Origin of the sequence: Pseudomonas sp. CCNWLW23, from assembly GCF_037095675.1 — a bacterium.
GTDB lineage: Bacteria > Pseudomonadota > Gammaproteobacteria > Pseudomonadales > Pseudomonadaceae > Aquipseudomonas > Aquipseudomonas atacamensis.
Genome location: NZ_JBAWKM010000033.1, coordinates 1 through 16,315, shown reverse-complemented (window position 1 = coordinate 16,315; position 16,315 = coordinate 1). Strand labels below are relative to the sequence as shown.

The following is a 16,315-nucleotide window of genomic DNA, read 5'->3' as shown; positions in this document are numbered from 1 at the left end:
CCGACCGATGGCTGACAAGGAGTTGCGCTTCATGGAAATTGAAGAATTCGGCTACAAGCAAGAGTTGAAACGTAGCCTGACGCTGACCGATCTGGTGGTGTACGGGATGATCTTCATGATCCCCATCGCCCCGTTCGGTGTGTATGGCTACGTCAACGCCGAAGCACCGGGGATGGTGCCGCTGGCGTACATCATCGGCATGGTGGCGATGCTGTTCACCGCGCTGAGTTACGGCAGCATGGCCAAGGCCTTTCCGGTTGCCGGCTCCGTATATTCCTACGCCCAGCGCGGCCTCAATCAACATGTCGGTTTCATCGCTGGCTGGCTGATGCTGCTCGATTACCTGCTGATTCCACCGCTGCTGTACCTGTATTCGGCGATGGCGCTCAACCATTTGTACCCGGACATTCCCAAGGTCGGCTTCATCCTGGCGTTTCTGGTCAGCGCGACGTTCGTCAACCTGCGCGGCATCACCTTCACCGCGCGGATGAACATGCTGTTCCTGCTGGCACAACTGGTGGTGCTGGGCATCTTCCTGTTCTACGCCTGGAACGCCCTGCACAACGGTGGCGGTAACGGTGAGCTGACGCTGGCGCCGCTGTATCACCCGCAAACCTTCAACTTCGCCCTGCTGATGCAAGCCGTGTCGATCGCCGTGCTGTCGTTCCTCGGCTTCGACGCGATCTCCACCCTCGCCGAAGAAATCAAGGAAGATCCGGGCCGCAGTGTCGGCAAGGCAGCGCTGATCACTCTGGCAGTGATGGGCACGATTTTCGTCGTACAGACGTGGATAGCCACCGATCTGGCAGCGGGCATGGGCTTCAAATCCGCCGACACCGCGTTCTATGAAATCGCTGAAATCGCCGCCGGCAGCTGGCTGGCGACCCTGACCGCCGTCGCCACGGCGCTGGCCTGGGGCGTCGCGGTGGCGATCACCTCGCAGGCCGCCGTCTCGCGCCTGCTGTTCGGCATGGCCCGCGACGGCAAGCTGCCGAAGGTGCTGGCCAAGGTCCACCCGAAACACAACACGCCGTACCTGAGCATTTATCTGGTGGCGGTGTTGTCGCTGCTGATCTGCTACCTGTTCATCGACGCGGTCGACATTCTCACCTCACTGATCAACTTCGGCGCCCTCAGCGGTTTCATGCTGCTGCACCTGACGGTGATCAACCACTACTGGCGTCGGCAGAAGTCGCGGCAGTTTGTGCGCCATCTGCTCTGCCCGGTGATCGGCTTCGTCATCGTTGCCGCCATCATGTACAACATGGGCGTCGATGCGCAGAAACTCGGCCTGATCTGGATTGCCCTGGGCCTGGTGTACCTGTTCTTCCTCAACAAGCTCGGCGCCAGCACAGCGCTGCCCGATCCGAGCAAAGGCTGACAAGAAAAAGAGCGGCGTCTGACAACAAATCAGGCGACCGCCGATTCAACGCGTGGAAACCGACAGTGATAGTCAGGTTCGGCGAATGGGCCGAACCTTTTGATACAGGAGTACATCCATGCTGGTCTTACGCCCAGTCGAGCAGAATGATCTGCCCCAGCTACAGCGCCTGGCCCGCGAGAGCCTGATCGGCGTGACCTCGCTGCCGGATGACAGCGAACACCTGCGCGAGAAAATCGCCGCGTCGTGCGCGTCCTTCGATAGCGCCGCCACAGCCCAGGGGCCGGAAAACTATTTCTTTGTGCTGGAAGATCTCGAACGCCGGCAATTGGTCGGCTGCTCGGAAATCCTCGCCACCGCCGGCTTCAAGGAGCCGTTCTACAGCCTGCGCAACCGCCATTTCACCAGTGCTTCGCGGGAATTGAACATCGAGCACGGCGTACCGGCGTTGTCGCTGTGCCATGACCTCAGCGGGCATACCTTGTTGCGCGGTTTCCACATTGACGCCGCGTTGGTGCGCACGCCGTTTTCTGAACTGCTGTCGCGGGCGCGCCTGCTGTTCATTGCTGCGCATGCACAACGCTTCTCCGAGGCGGTGATCACCGAAATCGTCGGCTACAGCGACGAGCAGGGTCACTCGCCATTCTGGGATGCGCTGGGCAAGCATTTCTTCGACCTGCCGTACGCCGAAGCCGAGCGTCTGTGCGGTTTGCAGAGCCGCACGTTCCTCGCCGAACTGATGCCGCAATACCCGATCTACGTACCGATGCTGCCGCCAGCGGCGCAGGACTGCATCGGCCGCGTGCACCCGGACGGCCAGGAAGCCTTCGACATCCTCGCGCGGGAAGGCTTCGAAACCAACAGCTATATCGACCTGTTCGACGCCGGCCCGACCCTGTATGCGCGCACCGCGAACATTCGTTCGATCGCTGGCAGCCAAACGGCCATCGTCCGCCAACAAGCATCGACCGACGCCCGTGGCCGTTACCTGCTGAGCAACGACGCCCTGCATGACTACCGCGCGATGGTCACCGAACTCGACTATCACCCCGGTCAGCCGCTACCCCTGACACCCGCCATCTGCGCGGCGCTGAAGGTCAGCGATGGCAGCTCGATACGGCTGGTCGCTCTGTGAGCCGCGTTAGCCATCCGCGCCTGAATCGGTCCGCTAAAGGAGTTGGAGCATGATTGTCCGTCCGGTAAAAGTCAGCGACCTGCCTGCCTTGATGACCCTCGTCGAACAGGCAGGGCCAGGTTTCACCACGCTTCCGGCCAACGAAGACCGCTTGGCGCACCGAGTGCGTTGGGCACAGCGCGCATTCGCCGAACAGGTGGAACGCGCCGATGCCGATTACCTGTTTGTCCTCGAGGATGATGAGCAGCGCGTGGTCGGTGTCAGCGCGATGGCCGGCGCCGTTGGCCTGCGCGAGCCCTGGTACAACTACCGGCTCGGCGTCACCGTCAGTTCGGCGCCGGATCTGGGCATTCAGCGGCAGATCCCAACGTTGTTCCTCAACAACGAACTGACCGGCCAATCGGAGCTGTGCTCGCTGTTTCTGCGCCATGACCAGCGCAACGGCAGCAATGGCCGCTTGTTGTCGCTGGGTCGTCTGTTGTTCGTCGCCGAATTTCCGCACCTGTTTGGCGAGAAGATGATCGCCGAACTGCGCGGCAGTGCCGATGAAAACGGTTGCTCGCCGTTCTGGGACAGCCTCGGCCGGCATTTCTTCCAGATGGATTTCACCCACGCCGATCACTTGTCCGGCCTGGGAAACAAAGCCTTTATCGCCGAACTGATGCCGCGCCAGCCGCTGTACACCTGCCTGCTCACCGAACAGGCGCAGGCGGCGATCGGCCAGACGCATCCAAACACTCAACCAGCGTTGAAAATTCTTCAAGCTGAAGGCTTTGCGCACAAAGGCTACATCGACATTTTCGACGGTGGCCCGGTCATCGAGGCGCCAATCCGCAGCATCCGCACGGTACGCGACAGCCTCGAACTGACCCTGAGCCTCGGCACCCCCGACGAGCAGGCGCCGCTGTGGCTGATTCACAACCGCCGGCTGGAAAACTGCCGCATCACCGCGGCCCACGGTCGACTGGTGGGCAACAGCCTGGTGGTTGATCGTCTCACCGCCAAGCGCCTGCAACTTCAGCCGGGAAATTCGGTGCGCGCGGTGCTCCTGCCCCATCAACAGCAACATGCCGTGGCGGCCTGATATTTCCGGCACGGGAGATTAAACCTTTCAGCCGCCAGTCCTGCCGCGCAAATTCGTCATGATTCTTGACCCATTCGCGTGATAGCCTTTTCATTCTTCGGCGTTGACACCTTTGCTCAAGCCTTTCCATTCCTTATGTATTGGTGGAACTCGTATGACCAGGCTTTCCCATCAAGATTTGCGCCGCAATTTCCGTCAGCTGCTGGCCTCCGACACCTGCTACCACACCGCTTCGGTGTTCGACCCGATGTCGGCCCGCATCGCCGCTGACCTGGGTTTTGAAGTAGGTATCCTCGGCGGTTCCGTGGCCTCGCTGCAGGTGCTTGGCGCACCGGACTTCGCCCTGATCACCCTCAGCGAATTCGCCGAACAGGCCACGCGCATCGGTCGCGTCGCCCAATTGCCAGTGATCGCCGACGCCGATCACGGCTACGGTAACGCTCTTAACGTGATGCGCACCATCGTCGAACTGGAACGCGCTGGCGTCGCTGCACTGACCATCGAAGACACCCTGCTGCCCGCGCAATTCGGGCGCAAATCCACCGACCTGATCACCGTGGCCGAAGGCGTCGGCAAAATCCGCGCGGCGCTGGAAGCCCGGGTCGATACGGAAATGGCGATCATCGCCCGCACCAATGCCGGCATTCTGCCGAACCAGGAAATCATCAGCCGCACCCGCCAATATCAGGCGGCGGGCGCTGACGGTATCTGCATGGTCGGCGTGCAGGACTTTGATCAACTGGAACAAATCGCCGAACATCTGACGGTGCCGCTAATGCTGGTCACCTACGGCAACCCGGCCCTGCGCGACGACAAACGCCTGGCCGAACTGGGCGTGCGCGTTACCATCGACGGCCACGGCGCCTACTTCGCCGCGATCAAGGCCACCTACGACAGCCTGCGCGAACAGCGACAGATCTTCACCCAGGCCTCCGATTTGAGCGCGACCGAGTTGACCCACACCTATACCCAGCCGGAGGAATACATTCTCTGGGCCAAGGAATACATGAGCGTCAAGGAGTGATGCATACGCTGTACCGGCCCCTTCGCGAGCAGGCTCGCTCCCACAGTTGAAATGCACTCCCCTGTGGGAGCGAGCCTGCTCGCGAAAGCGTCTATTGCGGCACCGCTAAACCGGCGTCTTATACCCCTCCTCCCGCTGCGCCGCCCGCGCCTGAATCACATTCAGAATCGCGCAGCCCTCGCGCATCAGCAGATGAACCGCGCTGGTCACCCGCGTCAGATCACAATCGGAAATGCCCTTGAGGTTAAGGCTGGCAAAGGTGTCGGCCAGATCGCGCACGACCACAAACCGGTGCATCGCACAGGCGGCCATGTCGCTGAGTTCAGTGTGGGTATTGATGAAGAGCACCGGGGATTCGGCGTCGTAGGTGTCGATGGGGAGATAGCGCGGCATTACTTGGTCGGTCATAAAGTTCACTCCAAAGAGGGGTCTGGTGCTGTATTCGACCGGCCAAGATCGTCGCAGAGTTATCTGCGAACGGAGACTATAAAAGTCGCGCCCAACGGCCGCAACCAGAGCTTCTGTCGGACTTTTCGGTATTTTTTGTACGCCGCCCTCGACTTCCACACTTCCCACAAAAAGCCCCTCACCCTAGCCCTCTCCCAGAGGGAGAGGGGACTGATTGGGGGATGCTCTGGATCTACGCCGACGTGAGAGATCGCGTTGAATGCGAATTTGAATTCAACTTGATCTGGCGGTTGCCACATGGACCACAAACAACGCGGTCAGTCCCCTCTCCCTCCGGGAGAGGGTTAGGGTGAGGGGCCGATTTCTCTGGCACCCCGCCCGGCCTCGTCACACCGCAAACCCCATCACCGCGGCTTCGCCAACTCCATGATCATCCGCGACAACAAGTAAATCCGCGGTGCCACACTCGCCACTTCGGCATATTCCTCAGGCGTGTGAATATTGCCGCCGACAATGCCGAAGCCATCCAGCGTCGGCGTCCCTACGCCTGCGGACAGACTGGCATCCGCCGCGCCACCACTGCCCTCCTCGGTGAGCTTGCGGCCAATTTCGCCGTAAATCCCTTGAGCCATGGCCATCAAGCGATCCGACTCAGCCGTCTGCGGCATCGGCGGCAAACCGCGCTGCAGAGAGGTTTTCACCTCGGTCTCGGCAATCAACTTGTCCTGCGATACCCGCGCCAGATCCTTCTCGATACGATCGAACTCTTCCGGCACCGCCGCGCGCACGTCAGCCTTGGCCGTGGCCTGATCAGGAATCACGTTGGTGCGATCGCCGGCCTTGAGCACGGTGAAGTTGATGGTGGTTTTCTTCGCTTCATCGCCGAGCTTGCCCAGTTGCAGAATCTGGTGCGCCGCTTCCATCGCCGCGTTCCGTCCAAGCTCTGGCGCGACGCCGGCGTGGGCGGCTTTGCCTTTGACTTCGACCAGCGCCGTCGCACTGCCCTTGCGCCACACCACCAGGCCATCGGCCGGGCGCCCCGGTTCGAGGTTGAGGGTGACGTCGTGCTGTTTGGCGGTTTTCTTGATCAGGTCGGTGGCGACGTCCGAGCCGGTTTCTTCGCTAGCGTCCAGCAGGAAAGTGATCTGCGCGTAGTCTTTGAAGTCGAGGTTCTTCAGCACTTTAAGCGCGTAGATGCCGGCGACGATGCCGCCCTTGTCGTCCATTACACCCGGCCCGTAGGCGCGGCCGTCCTTGATGTGGAAAGGCCGCTCGGCGGCGGAGCCTTCCTTGAACACCGTGTCCATGTGCGCCATCAGCAGGATTTTCGCCTTGCCGGTGCCTTTGAGCGTGGCCAGCACGTGGTTGGATTTTTCCGGGGTGTTGGGTACCAGTTCGATGGTGGCGCCGATTTTTTTCAGCTCATCGATGGCGATATCGCTGACCTGTTTCAGGCCCGGCTCATAACCTGAGCCGGAGTCGATATTGACCAGCCGTTCCAGTAACTTCAGGGCTTCGGGCTGGTACTGCTCGGCATCGGCGAGCACTTGTTTATGCGGTTCGGCGCAAGCGTTCACGGCCGAGAACGCGAGGGACAGACCGAGACTGGCAGCCAGCAATGAGCGGGGAAATGAGAACGTCATGAAGCAGTCCTTGTTTCGTGTCGGGGGACTTCAACCGTAACCGACATCGGCGCGAGGCTCTATAGCGGATGCGACACTGATCTAACCGACAACACATACCCCGGTGGGAGCGAGCCTGCTCGCGAAGGCGTCGTGGCAAACGATATTGATACCGCCTGACCCAGCGCTTTCGCGAGCAGGCTCGCTCCCACAGGTATCAGCTCGCCCGTCAGACCGAATCCAGCAGCGCCTGCCTCGGTTTGTTGTCACTGTTGCAGATCACCCGATTGCGTCCACTGGCCTTGGCTTCGTACAACGCCTGATCGGCCTCATCCAGCCAACGCGTGGCGTCGGCATGGCTCGGGTCGTAGGCGGCCAGGCCAATGCTCAGACTGACCTTCAACGCCGGGTTCTGCTCGTAGCCCATCACCGTAAAACGCTCGCGCAAGGCTTCCATGGCCTGAGCGGCATTGAACAGCGGCAGTTCCGGCAGGATCACGCAGAACTCATCCCCGCCGTATCGCCCGGCCACGTCCGTGGCGCGCAGATTCTGTTTGAGCAGTTTGCTCAACTGGCGCAGGACGATATCGCCAGCGACATGCCCATAGGTGTCATTGATCGCTTTGAAGTGGTCGATGTCGATCAGCGCAATCGCCGCCCCCTGCTGCTGGCGTTTGCAGCGCTGGAACGCGAGGTTCAGTTGATCCTTCCACGCGCCGTGATTGAGCAGACCGGTCAGGCTGTCGGTGCGACTCAACGCCAACAGCTCACGCTTGTGCCGACCGAGGGTCGAGGCCTGACGAAAGCAGATCCAGCCCAGCGCCAGCGGATACAGCAACAGCAACGGCAAACAGGCGTACAGCTGCAGCGGCGTTGTTGGCGGAATGAACGCCGGCGCAAACACCACCAGCCCGACGCCGATGCCCAATAGCTGCGCCGCCGACCCGGCGAGCAAAAAACGCCCACCGCCAATGGCGACGTTGTTCATTGCCATCATCGAAATCGTGGTTGCGCTGGGCAGCGGATTGAACTGCATGGCGGCGACCCAGAAGCCGCCCATGAATGCGTCGATCAGCAAATTGCGGTGTTCGGCGCGGTACGGAATCTTTGAGCTTCGCGCCCATAGAAAGGCCAGATGCGGCCAGACCAGGCCATTGAACAGCATCAGGCCCCACACCCACAGCGGCGGATCGAGGGCATACATCGCCACGCTGACACACATCAGCCCGAGCAGCAGCCCGAACACCCGCGACCTGTAAAGCCTCCTGGCCAGTGAAAGTCCCTTTCCCCGCGTATTTCCCATAAGGGCCTCGACCGCGCGATGCATGGTTACATCCCGACAAGGATGTGTCCGGAGTCTATCAGGGCGCCGTTAAATAGCCATCACCGGCCAGCGGCCTGAATAGAGCGCTATCAGCGCCGCACGCGCGGCCCAGAGTTGGCTATAAATGAAAGAGGGGAAATGGAAAAACAACTATAAAAAGGGGGCACATGCATACCTACGCTGTGTTGATCATCGGCAGCGGTTTCGGCGGCCAGTGCGCGGCGGTCAACCTGCTCAAGGCCGGAATCGACGACTTTCGCATTCTCGAGCGACGCGACTTCTTCGGCGGTACCTGGTGCCAGAACACCTACCCCGGCGCAGCGGTGGACGTGCCGTCGCCACTGTACTCGCTGTCATTCGCACCCTACCGCTGGTCGCAGATGTTCGCCGAACAGGCGGAACTGCGGCGCTACACCGAACAGGTAGTCGAGCAATTCGGTTTACGCGAGCGCGTGGAACTGGGGGCGGATGTCGAGGGCGTCGAGTGGGACGAAGCGGAAAAGCGTTGGTTGGTGCACACCCGCGCCAGAGGTACTTTCCGAACCCAATTCCTGATCAATACTTCCGGGCCGTTGAGTCAGCCGGTCATCCCCAACTTTCCCGGGATGGATCGCTTTCAAGGCAAGACTTTTCATACAAATAACTGGGACCACAGCTACGACTATCGCGGTAAACGCGTGGCGATCGTCGGCAGCGGCGCCAGCGCCGCGCAGGTGGTCCCAGCGATAGCGCCACAAGTCGAACAGCTGCATGTGTTCCAACGCACGCCGCATTGGGTGCTGCCGCGTGCCGATCGCAAATTCGGCCATTTCCAGCGCTGGCTGCTTGGCCTGAAACCGGCATACAAACTGCTGCGCTGGCTGATCTACTGGCAATTCGAAACCCGCGTGATCGCTTTCAAATACTCGAAACCGGCGATTCACCTGGTCCAGCGACATGCGCTGCGGTTCCTCAAGCGCCAGGTTCCAGACCCGGTACTGCGACAGAAACTCACCCCGGACTTCACCATCGGCTGCAAACGCGTTTTGGTGTCCAGCACGTACTACCCGGCGCTGAGCCGCGCCAACGTCACGTTGCACAGTCGCGAGCACGGCATCGCTTCGATCGACGAAAGCGGGATCAACACCGTGGACGGCGAGCATCTCGATGTTGATCTGATCGTCTGGTCCACCGGTTACGACGCCACCGACGGGGTGATTTCCTACCCGGTCAGCGGCAAAAACGCGGTGCAACTCAGAGATGTCTGGGCCGAATACCCGCGCGCCTACCTTGGCACCAGCCTGCCGGACTTCCCCAACCTGTTTATCGTCACCGGGCCGAACACCGGCATTGGCCACACCTCGGCGCTGTTCATCATCGAATCGCAGATGAACTACATCCTCGACTGCATCCGCACCGTACGGGCCAAAGGCCTGCGCAGCATCGAAGTGCGCCGTGACGCAGAACGTACCTACACTGCAATGATCCACCGGGAAATGCAGCGCACGGTGTGGAAGTCCGGTGGTTGCCACAGTTGGTACCAGAGCAAGAGCGGTCACGTGATCGCGATGTTTCCCGGCTTCAGTTTCAGCTATCACCTGCTGACCCGGGCGCTGAAACCGGCCGACCATATTTTGTCCTGAACACGTAAAAGGAAGACGTCGATGCTTTTGCTGTTTGTCGCACTCGCGGTTTTCGTGGCCTGGAGCTGGTTGAGTTACCCGGCGGTCGGCCATTGGCTGTACAACCTGGCCATGGCCAGCGAGGCCAGGTTGTACAAATTGCACAAGATCGAAGTGCCGATCGCCGAGATGACCGTGTCGACCTGGCAAGGCGGGCCGTACGAGGCGTCCAGCGCGATCCTGATGCTGCACGGCTTCAGCGCCGACAAAAACCTCTGGCTGCGCTGCGCCCGGCATTTCGTCCGTCAGTATCGGGTGATCATTCCGGATCTGGCCGGCCACGGTGAGACTGGCTTCAAGGCTGGCGGCGGTTACGACATTGCGGTTCAGGCCAAACGCATGATTCAACTGCTCGACGTCTGCGGCGTGGAGAAAGTCCACGTCATCGGCAACTCCATGGGCGGCTACATTGCCGCGTGGCTGGCGGCGACCTATCCGGAGCGAATCGCCTCGCTGGCATTGATCGACCCGGCCGGCGTCACCGCACCGGAGCCAAGCGACATGGAGCGCCACCTGGCGCGCGGGCACAATCCATTCCTGATCAATTCCCGCGAAGAATTTCAGCGTTTCTACGCGATGACCATGGAGTCGCCGCCGTGGGTGCCGAAGCTGGTGCTGGACGCCGTCGCCCAGCGCTATGAGCAACAACGTGACGAGCTCGAAGAAATCTTCCGCGACTTCCGCGCCAGCCCGCCGATGGAGCCGAAACTGGCCGAGATCAAATGTCCGGCGCTGTTGCTGTGGGGGCGCAAGGATCGCCTGATCGACGTCAGCAGCGTGCCGGTGTGGAGCAAAGGCATCGCCAATCTCGAAGTGGATGTGTGGGATCACGTCGGGCACATGCCGATGGTCGAACAGCCGGGAAATACCGCGCGGCTGTACGGGGAATTTCTGGAACGACAGCGATGAACATGGATATTCGCAATGCCCCAGGTGGCGCAACTGATCGTTCCCATGCTCTGCGTGGGAATGCCTCAGGGGACGCTCTGCGTCCAGTGACGCAGAGCGTCACGGGCTACATTCCCACGCAGAGCGTGGGAACGATCAGCGGAGACAGAAGGTTGGCGTTCCCATGAACATCCTTTACGACGAACGCCTCGACGGTCCGTTGCCCGAGGTGAACAAGGGCGAATTGCTCAAGGCCCTGCAACAAGCCCTGCCGGACCTGGACATCCTCTGGCGCGAAGATGAACTCAAACCCTACGAATGCGACGGCCTCTCCGCCTACCGCGCCACGCCAATGCTGGTGGCCCTGCCCCGGCGTCTGGAGCAAGTGCAAACCCTGCTGAAATTCTGCCATCAGAACAACGTGCCCGTGGTCGCGCGGGGTGCCGGCACTGGATTGTCCGGCGGCGCGCTGCCACTGGAAAAGGGCCTGTTGCTGGTGATGGCGCGGTTCAACAACATCCTGCACATCGACCCCGCTGCACGTATCGCGCGGGTTCAGCCGGGGGTGCGCAATCTCGCCATCTCCCAAGCGGCGGCCCCGTTCGGCTTGTATTACGCACCGGATCCGTCGTCGCAGATCGCCTGTTCGATCGGCGGCAACGTCGCGGAAAACGCTGGTGGCGTGCATTGCCTCAAGTACGGCCTGACCGTGCACAACGTGCTGAAAATCGAAGTGCTGACCATCGAGGGCGAACGTCTTACGCTGGGCTCCGAGGCGCTCGATTCAGCCGGTTTCGACCTGCTCGCCTTGTTCACCGGCTCCGAAGGCCTGCTGGGGATCATCACCGAAGTCACGGTGAAACTGCTGCCCAAACCGCAAGTCGCCAAGGTCCTGCTCGGCAGTTTCGACTCAGTGGAAAAGGCCGGTCGTGCGGTTGCCGAAATCATCGCTGCCGGGATCATTCCGGGTGGTCTGGAAATGATGGACAACCTGGCCATTCGCGCCGCCGAAGACTTTATCCACGCCGGTTACCCGGTCGACGCCGAGGCGATTCTGTTGTGCGAACTCGACGGCGTCGAAGCCGACGTGCACGACGATTGCCAGCGCGTACGGGAAGTCATGACAGCGGCCGGCGCCACTGAAGTGCGCCAGGCCCAGGACGAGGCCGAGCGTGTGCGTTTCTGGGCCGGGCGCAAAAACGCGTTTCCGGCGATCGGCCGGTTGTCGCCGGATTATTACTGCATGGACGGCACCATCCCGCGCCGCGAATTGCCCGCTGTGCTGCAAGGTATCGCTAGCCTCGGCGAGGAATATGGCTTGCGCGTGGCCAACGTGTTCCATGCCGGCGACGGCAACATGCATCCGCTGATCCTGTTCGATGCCAACCAGCCGGGGGAGCTGCATCGCGCCGAGGCACTGGGCGGCAAGATCCTCGAACTGTGCGTGAAAGTCGGCGGCAGCATCACCGGCGAGCACGGCGTAGGCCGCGAAAAAATCAATCAGATGTGCGCGCAGTTCAACAGCGACGAGTTACTGCTGTTTCATGCGGTGAAAGCCGCGTTCGATCCGCAGGGCCTGCTCAATCCCGGCAAGAACATTCCGACCCTGCATCGCTGCGCCGAATTCGGCGCGATGCACATTCACGCCGGGCAACTGCCCTTCCCCGAGCTGGAGCGATTCTGATGGCTGATTTCGATGCCGCCAACGCCCTGCTCGATCAGGTCAACGCAGCGCGGGCCAATGCCACGCCGCTGAAGATTCAGGGCGGCAACAGCAAGGCGTTTCTCGGTCGCGAGGTGGCCGGCGAAGTGCTCGACACCCGCGCCCATCGCGGCATCGTTCAATACGATCCGACCGAACTGGTGGTCACCGCACGTGCCGGCACGCCGTTGTCCGAGCTGCTCGCGGCGCTGGATGACGCCGGGCAAATGTTGCCCTGCGAACCGCCGTCCTTCGCCGACAGCGCCACGGTCGGCGGGATGGTCGCCACGGGACTGTCCGGACCACGCCGGCCGTGGTCCGGCTCGGTACGCGACTTCGTTCTCGGCACGCGGGTGATCACCGGCCTCGGTCAGCATCTGCGCTTCGGTGGCGAAGTGATGAAAAACGTCGCCGGTTATGACCTGTCGCGGCTGATGGCCGGCAGTTTCGGTTGCCTCGGCGTGCTCACCGAAGTGTCGCTGAAAGTCCTGCCGAAACCGCGCCAGTGCCTGAGCATCCGCCTCGATATCGACTGCGCTCGGGCCTTGAGCAAACTTGCCGAATGGGGCCAGCAACCGCTGCCGATCAGCGCCGCGTGCCACGATGGCCGGAGCCTGTACCTGCGCCTGGAAGGTGGCGAAGGTTCGGTGACGGCGGCGCATCAACGCCTCGGCGGCGAGCCGCTGGATTCGGGTTTCTGGCGCGACCTCAACGAACAGCGCCTGAGTTTTTTCGACGAAGGTTTGCCGCTGTGGCGCCTGTCATTGCCGAACAACCTCGGCCCGCTCGAGCTGCCCGGCGAGCAACTGATCGATTGGGCCGGTGCGCAACGCTGGGTGAAATCCGAAAGCCCTGAGATTCACGCACTCGCCCATTCCTTAGGCGGCCATGCAACGTGCTTTACCCACGGTGCCACCGATTCGCCGTTTCAACCCTTGGCGCCAACCCTTCTGCGCTACCACCGGCAACTCAAGGCGCAACTCGACCCGCAAGGGCTGTTCAACCCCGGACGAATGTACGCGGAGGTCTAGCCATGCAAACCACCCTCAGCGAGCAATCGCGGCAATTGCCCCGCGCTGGCGAAGCGGAAAAGATCCTGCGCACCTGCGTGCATTGCGGTTTCTGCAACGCGACATGCCCGACGTATCAATTGCTCGGCGATGAACTCGATGGTCCGCGCGGGCGCATTTACCTGATCAAGCAAGTGCTGGAAGGCGCACCGGCCACCGAGCAGACGCAACTGCATCTGGATCGTTGCCTGTCGTGCCGCAACTGCGAAACCACCTGCCCATCCGGCGTCGATTATCACAACCTGCTCGACATCGGCCGCGCGGTGGTCGACAGCGCGGTGCCACGCCCCGCCGCCCAGCGCTTGCTGCGCGAAGGCTTGCGCGCGTTGGCGCCGAATCCGGCTGTGTTCAAAGGCTTACTGCGCATGGGCGCGACCTTTCGGCCGCTGCTACCGCGCCTGCTGGAAAGCAAACTGCCGCAGCGCTTGGGTGTCATGGGGTCGCGCCCTGCTCCTCGGCATGCGCGCCGGGTGTTGTTGCTCGAAGGTTGCGTGCAACCGGGTCTGTCGCCGAACACCAATGACGCAACGGCGCGGGTGCTTGATCGTTTGGGCATCAGCGTCACTCCGGTGAGCGAGGCCGGTTGCTGCGGCGCTCTCGACTATCACCTCGACGCTCAGGGCAAAGGTCTCGACCGCGCTCGGCAGAACATCGAAGCCTGGTGGCCGCATCTGCAGAACGGCGCCGAAGCCATCGTGCAGACGGCCAGCGGTTGCGGCGCGTTCATCAAGGATTACGGGCATTTGCTTGCGGACGATCCGGTCTATGCCGACAAGGCTCGGCAGATCAGCGAAATGACTCGGGACCTGGTGCAAATAATCGCTGAGGAACCACTGGAGCAAGTATGCGCCGCCAGCGAACGGCGCATCGCCGTGCATTGCCCGTGCACCTTGCAGCACGCACTGAAACTCGGCGGCGCCGTGGAAACAGTGCTGACCCGACTTGGCTTCAACCTCACGCCGGTACCGGATGGCCATTTGTGCTGCGGCTCGGCGGGCACCTACTCGCTGACCCAACCGGTGCTGGCGCGGCAACTGCGCGATCAGCGCCTCAACGCCCTGGAAAGCGGCCGGCCTGAGTTGATCGTCACTTCCAACGTGGGCTGTCAGAGCCATCTGGCCAGCGCCGGGCGCACGCCGGTCAGGCACTGGATCGAACTGGTGGATCAGTCGTTGGCAGAATGAAGTTCGTAGGATTCTTCGTTTGCCCGCCTGGGCGAAGGCTGCGATCTTTTCCGGCATCCATTTCGTCACCGTGGCAGGAATTTTTTTCATGACCGTGCAGCCGTTCGTCAGCCCCGACCTGATCCGCCAACGCTTCTCCCGAGCGATGTCCGACATGTACCGCGAAGAGGTGCCGCTGTACGGCGCGCTGATGGAACTGGTGGAGAAAACCAATCGCGAAGTGCTGACACGTCAGCCTGAGATTGCCGGACAGCTCAAGCGCACCGGCGAAATCGAGCGGCTGGACATGGAACGCCACGGCGCCATTCGCGTCGGCACCGCGAGCGAACTGGCCACCCTCGCCCGCCTGTTCGCGGTGATGGGTATGCAACCGGTGGGTTATTACGACCTGACCCCGGCCGGTGTGCCGGTGCATTCAACGGCGTTTCGTGCGGTGCATGAAGAAGCGTTGCAGGTCAGCCCGTTTCGCGTGTTCACCTCGTTGCTGCGGCTGGAGCTGATTGAAGATCCTGAATTGCGTTCGTTTGCCGAGTCGGTACTGGCCCGTCGTTCGATTTTTACTGAAGAGGCGTTGCGCCTGATTGAACAGGCGGAAACGGCAGGCGGACTGAATGAAGCGGAGGCCGTGGAATTCGTCCGACAGGCACTGGAGACTTTTCGCTGGCACCACAGCGCCACGGTCAGCGCCGCGCAATACCAGAAACTCAGCGCCCAGCACCGCTTGGTCGCCGATGTCGTTGCGTTCAAAGGCCCGCACATCAACCACCTGACCCCTCGCACGCTGGACATCGACACCGTGCAGCAACAGATGCCCGCCCATGGCATTACACCAAAAGCGGTGATCGAAGGCCCACCGCGCCGCAATTGCCCGATCCTGCTGCGCCAGACCAGCTTCAAAGCGCTGGACGAGCCGATCGCCTTCACCGATCAGCCCGAAACCCGTGGCAGCCACAGCGCGCGCTTCGGCGAAATCGAACAACGCGGCGCTGCCCTCACGCCCAAGGGTCGCGCGCTGTACGACCGCTTGTTGAATGCCGCTCGCGATGAACTGGGCGACTTCCCCAACGAAGCCAATGCCGCACGCTACAACGCGCTGATGACTCAGCATTTTGCGGAATTTCCTGACAGCATCGAGGGCATGCGCGAACAGGGGCTGGCGTACTTTCGTTATTTCGCTACGGAAAAGGGCTTGGCCGCTGAAGGACTTGGTGAGTCGTCCCTGGAGGACTTGCTGCGCGATGGCTATGTGAAAGCGGAGCCGCTGGTGTACGAAGATTTCCTGCCGGTGAGCGCAGCGGGGATTTTTCAGTCGAACCTGGGGGATGCCGCACAGGCGCATTACGGCGAACACTCCAATCGACAGGCTTTCGAACAGGCGCTGGGGCGTTCGACTATTGATGAGTTGGGGTTGTATGCCGAGACGCAACGGCGGTCGATTGAGGAGTGTTTGACCCGACTCGCGCGTTAAACATTAAAAGATCGCAGCCTACGGCTGCTCCTACAGGGGAAACGCATTCCAAATGTAGGAGCTGCCGCAGGCTGCGATCTTTTGATCTGAAGCTATGGGGCAATCTTTGCCTCCATAGCGATCTTTGCCTCCATAAAGGCATCTGGCCATTGTGCGCAAGAAGTTGCGCAGTTGCCCGTAATATTTCAGGGGTAAATTGCCCTGCAGCCCAAGCGGCGCAAGCCCTGCAGCCAAGTGCGCAAGAAGTTGCGCAGTACTGCGCAACTTCTTGCGCACTTCCTCCCGATTTTCCCGCTGAAAATCGCCCCGAATGATGACCAACCAGCGTGGCGTCCCCGCCATCCGGGCACCGCGCAAAACCTGG

Annotated in this window: 14 protein-coding genes; 10 read left to right on the top strand and 4 right to left on the bottom strand. The window is 61.4% G+C overall.

Translation table 11 applies throughout. The annotated features are described in order from the left end of the window. Window positions 1-31 precede the first annotated feature (31 nt). The 4 genes from V8J63_RS26470 to V8J63_RS26455 all read left to right on the top strand — a co-directional run bounded on the left by V8J63_RS26470 (window position 32) and on the right by V8J63_RS26455 (window position 4,624). Window positions 32-1,381, top strand: coding sequence for an APC family permease (locus tag V8J63_RS26470; RefSeq protein WP_336464887.1), 1,350 nt, complete (start codon window positions 32-34; stop codon window positions 1,379-1,381). Window positions 1,382-1,499: 118 nt separating this feature from the next. Then, a complete protein-coding gene (locus V8J63_RS26465; protein ID WP_336464886.1) occupies window positions 1,500-2,516 on the top strand; it encodes an arginine N-succinyltransferase in 1,017 nt (338 codons plus the stop codon). 49 nt (window positions 2,517-2,565) lie between these two features. Continuing rightward, window positions 2,566-3,600 (top strand): arginine N-succinyltransferase, encoded by a 1,035-nt coding sequence (gene astA / locus V8J63_RS26460; RefSeq protein WP_016774124.1) that lies wholly within the window; start codon window positions 2,566-2,568, stop codon window positions 3,598-3,600. Between the two features lie 154 nt (window positions 3,601-3,754). Then, a complete protein-coding gene (locus tag V8J63_RS26455) occupies window positions 3,755-4,624 on the top strand; it encodes an isocitrate lyase/PEP mutase family protein (protein WP_016774123.1) in 870 nt (289 codons plus the stop codon). A gap of 105 nt (window positions 4,625-4,729) precedes the next feature. On the opposite strand, the gene V8J63_RS26450 is transcribed toward V8J63_RS26455, so the two are convergent. From V8J63_RS26450 to V8J63_RS26440, 3 genes are all read right to left on the bottom strand, one after another. Next, window positions 4,730-5,032 carry a hypothetical protein gene (locus V8J63_RS26450; protein ID WP_016774122.1) on the bottom strand — a complete coding sequence of 101 codons (303 nt, stop codon included), beginning with the start codon at window positions 5,030-5,032 and terminating at the stop codon, window positions 4,730-4,732. 404 nt (window positions 5,033-5,436) lie between these two features. Beyond that, complete coding sequence (locus V8J63_RS26445; protein ID WP_125926009.1) at window positions 5,437-6,675, bottom strand: M20/M25/M40 family metallo-hydrolase; 1,239 nt, start codon at window positions 6,673-6,675, stop codon at window positions 5,437-5,439. Between the two features lie 208 nt (window positions 6,676-6,883). Next, complete coding sequence (locus V8J63_RS26440) at window positions 6,884-7,957, bottom strand: diguanylate cyclase (RefSeq protein WP_336464885.1); 1,074 nt, start codon at window positions 7,955-7,957, stop codon at window positions 6,884-6,886. A 188-nt stretch (window positions 7,958-8,145) separates the two neighbouring features. On the opposite strand from V8J63_RS26440, the gene V8J63_RS26435 reads away from it, so the two are divergent. From V8J63_RS26435 to hglS, 6 genes are all read left to right on the top strand, one after another. Further along, window positions 8,146-9,600 (top strand): flavin-containing monooxygenase, encoded by a 1,455-nt coding sequence (locus V8J63_RS26435; RefSeq protein WP_336464884.1) that lies wholly within the window; start codon window positions 8,146-8,148, stop codon window positions 9,598-9,600. A gap of 21 nt (window positions 9,601-9,621) precedes the next feature. After that, window positions 9,622-10,548: an alpha/beta fold hydrolase gene (locus V8J63_RS26430; protein WP_016774118.1), complete on the top strand. Its 927-nt coding sequence runs from the start codon at window positions 9,622-9,624 to the stop codon at window positions 10,546-10,548. Window positions 10,549-10,711: 163 nt separating this feature from the next. After that, a complete protein-coding gene (gene glcD, locus V8J63_RS26425; protein ID WP_130889031.1) occupies window positions 10,712-12,211 on the top strand; it encodes a glycolate oxidase subunit GlcD in 1,500 nt (499 codons plus the stop codon). Further along, window positions 12,211-13,260 (top strand): glycolate oxidase subunit GlcE, encoded by a 1,050-nt coding sequence (gene glcE, locus V8J63_RS26420; protein WP_130902625.1) that lies wholly within the window; start codon window positions 12,211-12,213, stop codon window positions 13,258-13,260. Before glcD ends, glcE begins: the two co-directional genes overlap by 1 nt. Window positions 13,261-13,262: 2 nt before the next feature. After that, window positions 13,263-14,483, top strand: a complete 1,221-nt coding sequence (gene glcF, locus V8J63_RS26415) for a glycolate oxidase subunit GlcF (protein WP_130889033.1) — start codon at window positions 13,263-13,265, stop codon at window positions 14,481-14,483. Between the two features lie 88 nt (window positions 14,484-14,571). Next, window positions 14,572-15,951, top strand: a complete 1,380-nt coding sequence (hglS, locus tag V8J63_RS26410) for a 2-oxoadipate dioxygenase/decarboxylase HglS (protein ID WP_130889034.1) — start codon at window positions 14,572-14,574, stop codon at window positions 15,949-15,951. A 30-nt stretch (window positions 15,952-15,981) separates the two neighbouring features. Here hglS and V8J63_RS26405 read toward each other — a convergent pair. Beyond that, the coding region (locus tag V8J63_RS26405; protein ID WP_336464883.1) for a hypothetical protein at window positions 15,982-16,315 on the bottom strand (334 nt) is incomplete at its 5' end.

Bases quoted from the DNA above. Each gene is read 5' to 3' on its own strand.
- V8J63_RS26470 (WP_336464887.1), top strand. From the start codon at position 32: ATGGAAATTGAAGAATTCGGCTACAAGCAAGAGTTGAAACGTAGCCTG.
- V8J63_RS26465 (WP_336464886.1), top strand. From the start codon at position 1,500: ATGCTGGTCTTACGCCCAGTCGAGCAGAATGATCTGCCCCAGCTACAG.
- astA (WP_016774124.1), top strand. From the start codon at position 2,566: ATGATTGTCCGTCCGGTAAAAGTCAGCGACCTGCCTGCCTTGATGACC.
- V8J63_RS26455 (WP_016774123.1), top strand. From the start codon at position 3,755: ATGACCAGGCTTTCCCATCAAGATTTGCGCCGCAATTTCCGTCAGCTG.
- V8J63_RS26450 (WP_016774122.1), bottom strand. From the start codon at position 5,032: ATGACCGACCAAGTAATGCCGCGCTATCTCCCCATCGACACCTACGAC.
- V8J63_RS26445 (WP_125926009.1), bottom strand. From the start codon at position 6,675: ATGACGTTCTCATTTCCCCGCTCATTGCTGGCTGCCAGTCTCGGTCTG.
- V8J63_RS26440 (WP_336464885.1), bottom strand. From the start codon at position 7,957: ATGGGAAATACGCGGGGAAAGGGACTTTCACTGGCCAGGAGGCTTTAC.
- V8J63_RS26435 (WP_336464884.1), top strand. From the start codon at position 8,146: ATGCATACCTACGCTGTGTTGATCATCGGCAGCGGTTTCGGCGGCCAG.
- V8J63_RS26430 (WP_016774118.1), top strand. From the start codon at position 9,622: ATGCTTTTGCTGTTTGTCGCACTCGCGGTTTTCGTGGCCTGGAGCTGG.
- glcD (WP_130889031.1), top strand. From the start codon at position 10,712: ATGAACATCCTTTACGACGAACGCCTCGACGGTCCGTTGCCCGAGGTG.
- glcE (WP_130902625.1), top strand. From the start codon at position 12,211: ATGGCTGATTTCGATGCCGCCAACGCCCTGCTCGATCAGGTCAACGCA.
- glcF (WP_130889033.1), top strand. From the start codon at position 13,263: ATGCAAACCACCCTCAGCGAGCAATCGCGGCAATTGCCCCGCGCTGGC.
- hglS (WP_130889034.1), top strand. From the start codon at position 14,572: ATGACCGTGCAGCCGTTCGTCAGCCCCGACCTGATCCGCCAACGCTTC.